The 12,073-nt window shown below is 48.8% G+C and carries 15 protein-coding genes; 3 read left to right on the top strand and 12 right to left on the bottom strand.

Translation table 11 applies throughout. The features are described 5' to 3' along the window. Positions 1-11 precede the first annotated feature (11 nt). The 7 genes from sspA to CWE22_RS06480 all read right to left on the bottom strand — a co-directional run bounded on the left by sspA (position 12) and on the right by CWE22_RS06480 (position 4,990). Positions 12-641 carry a stringent starvation protein SspA gene (gene sspA, locus CWE22_RS06450; protein ID WP_169930520.1) on the bottom strand — a complete coding sequence of 210 codons (630 nt, stop codon included), beginning with the start codon at positions 639-641 and terminating at the stop codon, positions 12-14. A 16-nt stretch (positions 642-657) separates the two neighbouring features. After that, a complete protein-coding gene (locus CWE22_RS06455) occupies positions 658-1,404 on the bottom strand; it encodes a cytochrome c1 (RefSeq protein WP_169930521.1) in 747 nt (248 codons plus the stop codon). Next, a complete protein-coding gene (locus tag CWE22_RS06460) occupies positions 1,404-2,666 on the bottom strand; it encodes a cytochrome b (RefSeq protein WP_420821031.1) in 1,263 nt (420 codons plus the stop codon). The genes CWE22_RS06455 and CWE22_RS06460 overlap by 1 nt, the downstream gene beginning before the upstream one ends. After that, positions 2,666-3,256 carry a ubiquinol-cytochrome c reductase iron-sulfur subunit gene (gene petA / locus CWE22_RS06465; protein WP_169930522.1) on the bottom strand — a complete coding sequence of 197 codons (591 nt, stop codon included), beginning with the start codon at positions 3,254-3,256 and terminating at the stop codon, positions 2,666-2,668. The genes CWE22_RS06460 and petA overlap by 1 nt, the downstream gene beginning before the upstream one ends. A gap of 227 nt (positions 3,257-3,483) precedes the next feature. Next, positions 3,484-3,876 carry a 30S ribosomal protein S9 gene (gene rpsI / locus CWE22_RS06470; protein ID WP_169930523.1) on the bottom strand — a complete coding sequence of 131 codons (393 nt, stop codon included), beginning with the start codon at positions 3,874-3,876 and terminating at the stop codon, positions 3,484-3,486. A 17-nt stretch (positions 3,877-3,893) separates the two neighbouring features. Continuing rightward, on the bottom strand, positions 3,894-4,322 hold the full coding sequence (gene rplM / locus CWE22_RS06475) for a 50S ribosomal protein L13 (RefSeq protein WP_169930524.1): 429 nt from the start codon (positions 4,320-4,322) through the stop codon (positions 3,894-3,896). A 242-nt stretch (positions 4,323-4,564) separates the two neighbouring features. Beyond that, complete coding sequence (locus CWE22_RS06480) at positions 4,565-4,990, bottom strand: Z-ring associated ZapG family protein (protein ID WP_169930525.1); 426 nt, start codon at positions 4,988-4,990, stop codon at positions 4,565-4,567. A gap of 76 nt (positions 4,991-5,066) precedes the next feature. On the opposite strand from CWE22_RS06480, the gene zapE reads away from it, so the two are divergent. From zapE to CWE22_RS06495, 3 genes are all read left to right on the top strand, one after another. After that, complete coding sequence (gene zapE / locus CWE22_RS06485; RefSeq protein WP_244595969.1) at positions 5,067-6,176, top strand: cell division protein ZapE; 1,110 nt, start codon at positions 5,067-5,069, stop codon at positions 6,174-6,176. A 237-nt stretch (positions 6,177-6,413) separates the two neighbouring features. Next, a complete protein-coding gene (locus tag CWE22_RS06490; protein WP_169930527.1) occupies positions 6,414-7,763 on the top strand; it encodes a DegQ family serine endoprotease in 1,350 nt (449 codons plus the stop codon). A gap of 129 nt (positions 7,764-7,892) precedes the next feature. Then, positions 7,893-8,939, top strand: coding sequence for a trypsin-like peptidase domain-containing protein (locus CWE22_RS06495; protein WP_169930528.1), 1,047 nt, complete (start codon positions 7,893-7,895; stop codon positions 8,937-8,939). 112 nt (positions 8,940-9,051) lie between these two features. Here the strand turns inward: CWE22_RS06495 and murA are convergent, their stop codons facing one another. The 5 genes from murA to mlaD are packed head-to-tail and all read right to left on the bottom strand — an operon-like array spanning position 9,052 to position 12,067. Continuing rightward, positions 9,052-10,305: a UDP-N-acetylglucosamine 1-carboxyvinyltransferase gene (murA, locus tag CWE22_RS06500; RefSeq protein ID WP_169930529.1), complete on the bottom strand. Its 1,254-nt coding sequence runs from the start codon at positions 10,303-10,305 to the stop codon at positions 9,052-9,054. 20 nt (positions 10,306-10,325) lie between these two features. After that, positions 10,326-10,583, bottom strand: coding sequence for a BolA family protein (locus CWE22_RS06505; RefSeq protein WP_169930530.1), 258 nt, complete (start codon positions 10,581-10,583; stop codon positions 10,326-10,328). Between the two features lie 12 nt (positions 10,584-10,595). Next, positions 10,596-10,904 (bottom strand): STAS domain-containing protein, encoded by a 309-nt coding sequence (locus CWE22_RS06510; RefSeq protein ID WP_169930531.1) that lies wholly within the window; start codon positions 10,902-10,904, stop codon positions 10,596-10,598. After that, positions 10,904-11,575, bottom strand: coding sequence for an MlaC/ttg2D family ABC transporter substrate-binding protein (locus tag CWE22_RS06515; protein WP_244595970.1), 672 nt, complete (start codon positions 11,573-11,575; stop codon positions 10,904-10,906). The genes CWE22_RS06510 and CWE22_RS06515 overlap by 1 nt, the downstream gene beginning before the upstream one ends. A 24-nt stretch (positions 11,576-11,599) precedes the next feature. Next, complete coding sequence (gene mlaD, locus CWE22_RS06520; protein WP_169930532.1) at positions 11,600-12,067, bottom strand: outer membrane lipid asymmetry maintenance protein MlaD; 468 nt, start codon at positions 12,065-12,067, stop codon at positions 11,600-11,602. Positions 12,068-12,073: the final 6 nt, after the last annotated feature.

The following is a 12,073-nucleotide window of genomic DNA, read 5'->3' on the forward strand; positions in this document are numbered from 1 at the left end:
GGCTTGCTCACTCATCGACCCAAATCTCGCTCGATTTCAGTGAGTGATTCTTGGAAAGATTCGCGCTCAAATACACGTACCATGTACGCTTTAACTGCTTTAGAGCCAGTACCATCAATGGTGATGCCATAGATCGGTAAACGCCACAATAATGGTGCCAAGTAGCAGTCGACTAAACTGAACTCTTCACTCATAAAATACGGCGTGTCCGCAAAAATTGGAGCCAGCGCCAAAATACCTTCGCGAAGCTCTTGGCGAGCCGCATCAGCACCTTTACCACCGGCCATAATTTTGTCAGCAAGCTCATACCAGTCACGGTCAATACGGTACATCATTAACCGACTGGTGCCACGTGACACTGGGTATACCGGCATTAATGGCGGATGCGGAAAACGCTCATCGAGATATTCCATGATGATGTGGGCGTTGTACAACACCAACTCACGGTCAACTAACGTCGGCAGTGCATCTGCGTATGGGTTGAGCTGCAGTAAATCTTCGGGACGATTGTCAGGGTCGACAAATGTAATTTCGACTCCAACGCCCTTCTCTGCGAGCACGATACGAACTTGATGACTGCGTAAGTCATTTTTACCTGCGTACAAGGTCATCACTGACCGCTTGTTTGCCGCAACCGACATTTTATTCTCCATAAGATTACTTCAGGTCTCGGAAGTACTCACGTTTCAACAACCACGCGAGAATTGTAAAGACCAGTATGAACCCGAATACATACCAACCTAAGCGACGCTGTTCGAGCAGCATAGGTTCACCGGTATAAACCAGGAAATTGGTTAAGTCGAGCATGGCTTGATCATACTCTGCTGGGCTCAGAATGCCGCTGCCGTCAGATTTGATGCCGACATAGACATCTTTCATTTCGCCATCAACCATTCGCTTTTCGTGCGTTTTGCGTGGCACGCCTTGCAGTTCTTGCAAGACATGCGGCATACCGACGTTCGGGAACACCGCATTGTTGACGCCAAACGGACGCGACTCGTCCACGTAGAACGAACGGAAGTAGGTGTATAACCAGTCAGCGCCACGTACGCGAGCAACCAACGTTAAATCAGGTGCCGCAGTACCGAACCAAGCACCTGCTGCTTCAGTTGGCATCGCGTTGGTGATCAAGTCACCCGGCTTCTCACCCGTAAACTGCAAGTTCTCAACACCCAGCTCTTCCGGAATTTCTAAATCACGGAATGTGCGGTTATAGCGTTGATACTGCATTGAGTGACAACCCAAACAGTAGTTCATGAACAATTGCGCACCACGCTGCAACGACGCTTTGTCGTGTAGGTCGATCTCCGCCTTGTCGAGTGGGACCGTTGGACCCGCAGCTAGCGTTGCTGCGGTCCAAAGTGATGCTGCGGTTAACAGACTCGCTTTAAGAAATGATTTCATCACTTGGTAATCCTCTCTGGTACAGGCTTCGTGTTCTCATTCTTACTGTAGAACCACAGGAAGATAAAGAACGCAAAATACAAGAAGGTGAAGACACGGGCGAAGAAGGTGTAGACCTCAGTCGCAGGCTTCAGGCCCAAGTAACCCAGCACAATAAAGCTGATCACAAACAACGTCAGGTTGATTTTGTGGAACGTGCAACGATAACGAATCGAACGCACACGGCCACGATCAATCCACGGTAATAAGAACAAGAAGACGATAGCGCCAAACATCAAGATAACGCCTAACAACTTGTCTGGAACCGCACGCAAGATGGCGTAGAACGGTGTGAAGTACCATACCGGAGCTATGTGTTCAGGTGTCTTCAATGGATTCGCTGCTTCAAAGTTTGGTGGCTCCAAGAACAAGCCGCCCATAGCTGGTGCGAAGAAAATCACATAGCAGAACAAGAATAAGAAGATACCGATACCGATCAGGTCTTTCACCACGTAGTACGGGAAGAACGGAACCGCATCGACCACGTCATACTTCTTAGTGAAGCGCTCGTGGAAGGTGAATTTCGGCTTCTCTGACTCTGGGATAGTGCCTTTCTTCTTCTTGATATCAATACCTTCAGGGTTGTTCGAACCAACCTCATGCAAGGCGATGATGTGCAGGAACACTAGAATAACCAGTACCAAAGGTAACGCAATCACGTGTAATGCGAAGAAACGGTTTAACGTTGCGCCCGAGATAACGTAATCACCACGAATCCACAGCGTTAAGTCGTCACCGATAATCGGAATAGCACCGAACAGTGAAATGATCACCTGGGCTCCCCAGTACGACATTTGTCCCCATGGCAGCAAGTAACCCATAAAGGCTTCAGCCATCAGCACCAAGAAGATCAACATGCCGAATACCCACAGCAATTCGCGTGGCTTCTGATAGGAACCGTACATCATGCCGCGGAACATGTGCAGATAAACTACGACAAAGAATGCCGAGGCACCGGTGGAATGCATGTAGCGCAATAGCCAACCGTAATCAATGTCACGCATGATGTATTCAACTGACGCGAACGCACCTTCCGCAGAAGGAACATAGTTCATGGTCAGCCAAATACCGGTCAGGATTTGGTTTACCAATACCAACATGGCGAGTACGCCAAACAGGTACCAGAAGTTAAAGTTTTTCGGCGCAGGATACTGAGCAAGGTGGATATTCCACGTTTTCGACAGTGGGATGCGCTCATCAAACCAAGCAATTAGTTTACTCATTATGCTTGCTCCCCATCTTCACCAATGAGAACGACGTTGTCATTCACATAATAATGTGGGGGTACGACCAAGTTGTATGGTGCAGGTACACCCGAGAATACGCGTCCTGCGATGTCAAATTTAGAACCATGACATGGGCAGAAGAAACCTGCTTCAATGCCTTCTACCTGTTCACCGAAGTCGGTTTCGAGGTACTGTGGAGAGCACCCTAAGTGGGTACAAATACCAACCGCGATGAAAAACTCATCTTTGCGCGATCGATAGAGATTGCTCGCATATTCAGGTTGTTGTGGTTCTTCTGAATTTGGATCGCGGAGTTGGTCCGCTAAGCCTTCAAGGCTGGCTAACATTTCCGGAGTCCGACGGACGATCCAGACTGGCTGGCCTCGCCATTCGTTCCGAATCAATTGACCCGGTTCCATCTTTCCGATGTTCACTTCCACAGGGGCACCCGCGTTTTTCGCTTTTTCACTCGGGTTCCACGATGCAATGAAAGGAACAGCAACACCCACCGCGCCAGCTGCTCCCACGACGGAAGTCGCGACAGTCAGAAAACGACGGCGGCCTTTATCTACAGGCGCATTGCTCATCCACTTACTCTCCAGTTTGGACGCTTCATGGAACATAGCCATGAAGTCAGTAATTAGCTGCTGCGTTGATTCGTACGTACAGCAAGTGCTTCAAATCTATATACGAACTATCGGCAAAAAAAAGCCTTCAGATGATAAAGAAATGACCTGATTTTTACAAGGATAAAGACAAAAAACCCGACACGAAGGCCGGGTTTTTTTGAACTGCGAAACAGTTTCGGCTGCGATTAACGCTTCGAGAACTGTGGACGCTTACGTGCTTTGTGCAAGCCGACTTTCTTACGCTCAACTTGACGTGCGTCACGAGTTACATAACCCGCACGACGTAAATCGCCACGTAAAGCTTCGTCATATTGCATCAACGCACGAGTAATACCGTGACGAACTGCACCAGCCTGACCGCTTGAACCACCACCGGCAACGGTGATGTACAAGTCAAACTTCTCAGTCATTTCCACCAACTCAAGTGGCTGGCGAACGACCATACGCGCAGTTTCGCGACCAAAGTATTCTTCTAAGGTGCGGTTGTTAATGCTGATGTTGCCGCTGCCCGGACGCAAGAAAACGCGTGCAGTAGAGCTTTTGCGACGACCAGTACCGTAGTATTGATTCTCTGCCATTTTCTTAATGCTCCGTATTAAATTTCAAGTTGTTTAGGTTGCTGAGCAACATGGTTATGCTCTGCACCTGCGTATACTTTCAGTTTACGGAACATGGCACGACCCAATGGACCACGGGGTAACATACCTTTCACCGCTTTCTGAATAACCATTTCTGGTGCCTTAGCAATCAACTTCTCGAAGTTGATTTCTTTGATACCACCTGGGTAACCAGAGTGTGAGTAGTAGATTTTGTCCTGCGCCTTACGACCAGTAACAGCTACTTTCTCACAGTTGATGATGACAATGTAATCGCCAGTATCAACATGCGGAGTGTATTCAGGCTTATGCTTGCCGCGTAAACGACGGGCAACTTCAGTAGCCAAACGACCCAAAGTTTTACCTTCAGCGTCAATTACGTACCAGTCACGTTGAACAGTTTCTGGTTTTGCAACAAATGTACTCATTGAAACATACTCTTTTTAAAGGTTCACGACAGTAGTCCCGGGCTTCCCCGCGAACCACAACAACCGCTGTGGTTACTTTTTCAGTGCCACAATCTCGGTTAGTTGTACCTGTAACGTGGGCTGGCGCGGATTATACGCGAACTAAAGCTAAAATCAAATACAAAAGCGATACTAGCTACTGGTTACTAGCTAATGGCAACAGCACATCGCAAGGAACTCATTGCAAGTAGCCGTTAACGCATTTAGTCCTTGGTGAACAGCTTTTGCTTTTTGTCGCTGTAGTCGCGTGGAGGTTCGCTAGCGTTTTCTTTCTCGCTACTACGGCTGCGATCACTGCGCGTGGTGTTGGCCATCCGAATTTGTCGAATGGTGTCTTCGGCGAAGAACGGCAAGCTCGGTTGCGTTTGTTCGCGCTGCAACAACTCACTGCTATTGGCTAAGTAGGCTTTCAGCTTCTCTTGCGTCTCTTCGAGTTGCTCTACTAAGGCGTTGGCGGTACTCAGATGTTCTGCAACTTCTTGCTGATACGCGGCAAATTGTTGCTTACTTTGCGTCACTTCTTCACTCAAGCGCGCTTCTTCTGAATGCTCATGCAGCCAGTAGCGGGCGACGAAAAAACCAATCACAGCACCCACGGCAACTAATAAAATGCCAATAATCCAGCTCATAAACACTCCTTTACTGCGTCCTTCGCATGATAAACTCTTCCCTATAAGCATAATCCAGTTTGAGGTGGAAGTGGTAGTGACAAACGAAAGACTTAGCCCTATCGCCAAATATGAGCGCGATTTAAGCAGTGGTGGTTTCACCCCAGACGCCGCGCAGCGAAAGGCTGTGGAGGCACTACAAAAGCTGTATGAGGCGCTAATTCAGTATCGTGCAAAAGCAGACTGTGGCTTTTTCGGTCGTCTTTTTGGTTCATCGCCTCAACCACCTCAGGGCATTTACTTTTGGGGTGGTGTTGGACGTGGCAAGACCTATTTAGTCGATACTTTTTTCGATGCCCTACCTTTTGAAGAAAAAATGCGCGTGCATTTTCACCGCTTTATGCAACGCGTGCATGCCGAACTGAAGCAATTAAAAGGCCGCAGCGATCCACTGCCGATTATTGCGGATAAGCTGGCAGCAGAAACGCAAATCATCTGTTTTGACGAATTCTTTGTGCAAGACATCACCGATGCCATGCTACTCGGCACGTTGATGCAGGAACTATTCAAGCGCAATGTCGTTCTGGTCGCTACGTCAAACATTGTGCCTGACGAACTCTACAAGAATGGTTTGCAGCGCCAGCGCTTCCTGCCTGCTATTGCGTTAATCAAAGCCAATTGCGAAGTCATCAATGTCGACAGCGGCATTGACTACCGCTTGCGAACCCTCACCCGCGCCGAAATTTATCATTCGCCATTGGACGACGACGCGGATACCAATTTGAAGCGCTATTTCAGCGAGTTATCACCGGATCATTGCAGCCGCAATACCGACGGCACAGTGCACATCAACGGTCGTGACATTCCCGTGCGCCTCGAGTGCGATGATGTCGTGTTATTCGACTTTAAGGCTATTTGTGAAGGCCCGCGTTCCCAATACGACTACATCCAAATCGCCCACGAATATCACGCAGTTTTAATTAGTAATGTGCCGCAAATGGGCAGCAACAACGATGACGCCGCACGTCGTTTTCTCGCTCTCGTCGACGAGTTCTACGAACGCCGCGTCAAACTCATCCTCTCCGCCGCAGTGCCACTCGAGAACATCTACAGCGAAGGCAAGCTCAGCTTCGAATTCAAGCGCTGCATCAGCCGACTGCAAGAAATGCAGTCGCACGACTACCTGGCGCTGGCACACAAACCTTAGCTATTGGCTATTGGCTATTGGTTACTGGTTACTGGTTACAAGAAAACAAAGATCTCCGCTTTTCAAGTAGCTAGTAACCATTAGCTAGTAGCTAGTAGCTAGTAGCTAGTAGCTAATAACGAAGCAGCTGTAACACCTTGAAACATGTCGGGGGTGAACTTATATCCTTGTTATCGGTCTTTCTTTGCGTGATACACGTAACTTGAATTACACACATAAACTTGGAGTATGAACCCGATGAAAGCAAAGTTTCTTGCTGTGCTCGCCGTGGTGGGTGTGTTCGCTGTCACTCCCGTTAGTGCGAATATTCCCTTCTTTAGTAGTGATAAAGATGAATTGCCAACACTGGCACCGATGCTGGAGGAAGTGACCCCTGCGGTGGTGAATATTTCAGTGAAAGGTAAACGTGAAGTCCGTCAGCGTATTCCAGAGATGTTCCGTTTTTTCTTTGGCCCAAATGGGCCGCGTGAGCAAGTGCAGGAACGTCCGTTCCAGGGCTTAGGTTCAGGAGTCATCATTGACGCTGAAGAAGGTTATGTGGTGACGAATAACCACGTCATCGATAGTGCGACTGAAATTGTGGTGACAATGAAGGATGGTCGTCAGTTTGATGCCAAAGTGATTGGCACAGACGAGCGTTCGGATGTGGCGTTACTGAAGATCCAAGATGGTAAAGACCTTACAGCTATTGAACTCGGCTCGTCAGCTGATTTGCGCGTTGGTGACTTCGTGGTGGCTATCGGCAACCCATTTGGTCTGGGGCAAACGGTTACTTCGGGTATTGTCTCAGCGCTGGGTCGCAGCGGCTTAGGGATTGAAGAAATCGAAAACTTCATCCAAACCGATGCTGCTATCAACAGCGGTAACTCGGGCGGTGCTTTGGTGACCTTAGATGGTAAATTGGTCGGTATCAATACCGCTATTTTAGGCCCAAATGGTGGCAACATCGGGATTGGTTTTGCGATTCCGTCAGACATGATGAACAACCTAGTTCAACAATTGATTGAGTTCGGTGAAGTTCGCCGTGGTGTATTGGGTGTGCGCGGTAATGACCTCACTCAAGAAATCTCCAAAGCGTTGGGTTTAGATGTCAGTCAAGGAGCGTTTGTTGCTGAAGTATTGCCCGATGGTGCAGCAGCAGAAGCAGGCCTGAAATCTGGTGACGTGATTGTTGGCGTCAACGGCGAGAAAATTCGTACTTTTGCCGACCTGTCAGCTCGCGTAAATACTATCGGTCCAGGTAAGGAAGTTAAAATCACTGTGCTACGCGATGGCGGCGAGCGTGAATATACGGTCACATTAAGTCCAGATGACACTGTCGTCGAAGCCGAAACTTTACATCCAGCACTGCAAGGTGTGACATTGGAAACTACCGATGGCGGTATTCTGATCAGTGATGTGGAAGAAGGCTCTATTGCGGCTCGCTACGGGTTGCGTGATGACGATGTGATCATTGGTGTGAATCGTCAACGCGTCACTACCGTCACTGAGTTGAAGCAAGTACTGGAAAATACCGAAGGCGTGATTGCATTAAATATCCGTCGCGGTAACTCATCACTATACTTGGTACTGCGCGGTACCGAATAGACGAGAAAGCGAAACGTTCAGCGCACGTGCGAAGGCAGTGTGGTCGGAGGATTACCTCCACTATGCTGCCTTCGTTACATTTCAGTGATATGCTGTGCGTATCTAACTTCTTGAAACTGTGGACACCACATGACATCACGTGAATGGTTTTGGCTGGTTTTACGCTCAATAGGATTGGGCTTGGTCGTAGCCGTTATTGTCATTTGGGTGATGCCCTACCTGCAAAATCTCAAGCAACAATCACCTGCTACCGAAATGCCGATCTCGTTCTCCACGGCAGTGAATCGTGCTGCGCCGGCGGTGGTAAATATCTACAGTGTGGGCGAAACGCCTGGCTCTTATTACTCACGCCGCCCAAGCACCGTATATCGCCTTGGTTCTGGCGTAATTATGGATAATAGTGGGCACATCCTGACCGCTGCGCATGTAGTCGCAGACGTTGATGAAATTCAAGTTGCGCTGCAAGACGGCCGTCAATACAGCGGTCAAGTGATTGGTTCGGATCCAGTCACTGATCTAGCGGTGGTTCGCATCGAAGCGGATAATCTCCCCATCATTCCCCAACGCAGCGATATTCGTACCCGCGTTGGTGATGTGGTACTCGCCATCGGTAACCCGCTGAATTTGGGACAAACAATTACCCAAGGTATTATCAGTGCGACTGGTGGGCGCATGGGCGTAATCAGTTCACATGCTGACCTGATTCAGATGGATGCGGTAATCAATGAAGGTGCTTCCGGTGGCGCACTGATCAACAGCCAAGGCTATCTGGTGGGCATTAATAATGCTCAGTTCCAAGACCTGACCGGTCAAGGAATCGACGGCATCTATTTTGCAGTGCCCTACTCATTAGCCAAACAAATTCTGGATACTCTGATTCGCGAAGGTGAAGTCATTCGCGGCTACTTTGGCGTGCGTATCGGTGAGATCCCTTACGCCAACCCGTATCAACAACCGGGTATGTTCGTGACCGGCATTGATGCAGGTAGCCCTGCCGAAAAAGCAGGCCTGCAAATTGAAGACTACATCATTGAGATGAATGGCCAACCAGTAAGGTCAGGCTCTGAAGGCATTGCGATAGTGGCGCAAACGCCACCGGGAACGGAGATCGAAGTACGCTTCTTCCGCGGCAATCGAGAACTAACCCGCACCGTCCTAATCGAAAAACTCCGCTAAAAACAAATTCGCTACTGGCTATTTGTTACTGGCTACTCGAAAACAACAGAACAGCGCTTTTCTAGTAACTAGTATCTAATAGCTATTCGCTTTTCACGCCTTTCGTGCTTTTCTACAGGCGTTGGATATTTGCACCTAGTGCGGTTAGTTTGCGTTCTATGGATTCATAGCCGCGATCGATGTGATAGATCCGCTCGATCACTGTTTCACCACTTGCGACTAAACCCGCAATCACAAGCGAAGCCGATGCCCGCAAATCGGTACACATGACTTGTGCGCCGGTGAGTTTTGGCACCCCTTTACAGATAGCCGTGTTGCCCTCTAGTTCGATGTCTGCACCCATACGACGTAATTCAGGTACATGCATGAAGCGATTTTCGAAGATGGTCTCACGAACCCAGCCAGCCCCTTCTGCAATAGCGTTTAACGCACAGAATTGCGCTTGCATATCAGTTGGAAACGCGGGGTGTGGTGCGGTAATGATATTGACTGGTCGTGGGCGTTGCGTAGCTTCCAGTCGAATCCAATCATCACCGCGCGTAATTTTAGCGCCAGCTTCGGTCAACTTCTTCAATACCGCATCGAGCATATCTGGGTCGGTCTCACGGCAAGTGACATCACCGCCGGTCGCCATCGCCGCAACCAGAAAGGTTCCGGTTTCAATACGGTCCGGCTGCACGCGATACTGACCGCCGTGCAACTTATCAACACCGTGAACTTCGATTGTATCGGTGCCCGCACCACGAATATCGGCACCCAGCGTGTTTAAAAACGCCGCTAAGTCGACAATTTCTGGCTCGCGCGCTGCATTCTCAATATAAGTGATGCCGTCGGCAAGCGTTGCTGCGGCCATCAGATTCTCGGTACCCGTAACACTTACCGTATCCATCAAAATATTGGCGCCTTGCAGGCGACCTTCGACATGCGCGTTGATGTAACCGTTTTCAACTGTGATGATCGCGCCCATCTGACGCAGGCCTTCAATGTGCAGATTCACCGGGCGCGCGCCAATTGCGCAACCACCGGGTAAGCTCACTTGTGCTTTACCATAGCGCGCCAACAAGGGGCCCAAGACCAGAATCGAGGCGCGCATGGTTTTCACTAATTCGTAACTGGCAACGTGGTGATTTAACCCTTGCGGCTGAATCCGAACTTTATTCGTACCCAACATGGCGCTACCGACACCGAGTTCAGTCAAAACCTTTAGAGTCGTTTTCACATCATGCAACGCAGGGACGTTATCAATTTCAACGTCGTCGGTGGCGAGCAGGGAAGCAATAAGAATGGGCAGTGCTGAATTCTTTGCACCAGAAATGGTTACATCACCACGTAACGGTTGGCCGCCACGAATTACAAATTTTTGCATAGTTTGATTAACTCAGTTGCTTAGCTTAACAGTGCGAGCTTCTTCTCGCGCTGCCACTCTTGCGGAGTGTAGGTTTTGATCGTTACAGCATGCAAGCTGCCATCGGCAATAATTGCCTTGAGTGGCGCATACACCAATTGCTGCTTTTTCACGCGACTGAGGTCAGCAAAAATTTCGCCCACCGCAATAATGTTCGCGTGACTACCTTCAGCTTTTACAATGAGTTCGTCAAGTTGGAGCGCGTTCTCGAGTAACGCGCGAATATCTTCAGCAGTCATGAGATTGATTCTTTAGTCGTTGAAATTCAACAGATCAGCGACACCGCTGACCTCGACAATCGCCCGTAATTGGCGATTTGCTTGCTGTAGTTTCAGCGTCCGTCGCTGCTGTTTGAGGATTTTTTGTGCTTGAATCAGCAATGCCACACCAGCAGAGTCGACCTTTTCTACGTCGGCTAAGTGTAACGTTAAATCACCCTCGCCTGCCAGCCACTTTGCACGTTCTTGCCAAAGTGCCGGCACCGAATTGCGATCAAGTGGACCGCTGAGCGCGATCACTGTTGCATCTTCTTGAGGGGACCAAGTTGCTGTTGCCGCCATTAGAGAGACTCATCACCGTCGTAATTGCGAATAGGCTCATTCGCCTTTTCACGCAACAATTCGATGGTACCGTCAATGCCACGAGAACGAATTACGGCAGAGATTTCTGCTGCTTTGCTATTCAACAAGCTGACACCTTCCACGACCATGTCGTAGGCTTTCCACAGGTTATCGTTGTCGTCGTAGCGCATTTTGAAGTCCATACGAATAGGCGGACGACCTTGCTCAATCACGCGAGTATAAACCGTCACGGCTTTACTGCCTTCTTCAAAGCGATTCGCGTTATCAAACTCGACAGTGTGCTTGGTTTCATCATATTGTGTGAACGCACGACCATAAGTCGCAATTAAATAGTCACGAAACACTTTGTAGAATTCTTGACGCTGTTCTTCGGTCGTATCTTTCAAGTTACGACCCAATACGCGTTTCGCTGCATAGACAGAATCAACGTAAGGCATCATTTCTTCACGAATAATGACCCGGAAATGGTCCAGACTCTCATTAATTTGATCGCGCTCTGCGCCGATTCGATTGAAGGTTTCATTCGCAACCTTTTCGAGTAATTTGTACGGATTCTCGTCACGAATCACATCTGCATTCGCAGTTGCGCTGACAAGCGCAATACACGCCACTGTTGTTGCCATTAATAATGTCATTAACCAATTTTTCATGCGGTACTCCTTACACCGTGATTCTTAATCGCTACCCTGGCTAAACAGGAACTGCCCGATCAAATCTTCCAACACCAACGCTGATTTGGTGTCGTAGATATAGTCACCGTCTTTGAGCATTTCAACGGTGTCATCAATAAACCCTGGGTTTAAACCAAGATATTGCTCACCCAACAAGCCTGATGTCAGTATTGAGACCGACGATGTCTCAGAAAATTCATCGTAGGTTGCACTAATGGTCATTTCGACTAAAGGCTCGTAATACTCACCATCCAACGTGATTCGAGTGACACGACCCACAACAACGCCACCCACCTTCACCGGCGAACGCTCTTTCAAGCCACCAATGTTGTCGAACTTCGCGTAGATTCTATAAGTATCCCCACTACTGACCGCACTCGTGTTGGCGGCTTGCAAACCGAGGAACAACAAGGCTAAAACGCCAATAATGACGAACAAACCGACTGCTAATTGTGTTGTACGTGATTCCATAATCCA

The organism is Pseudidiomarina aestuarii (genome assembly GCF_003987355.1).
GTDB classification, from domain to species: domain Bacteria; phylum Pseudomonadota; class Gammaproteobacteria; order Enterobacterales; family Alteromonadaceae; genus Pseudidiomarina; species Pseudidiomarina aestuarii.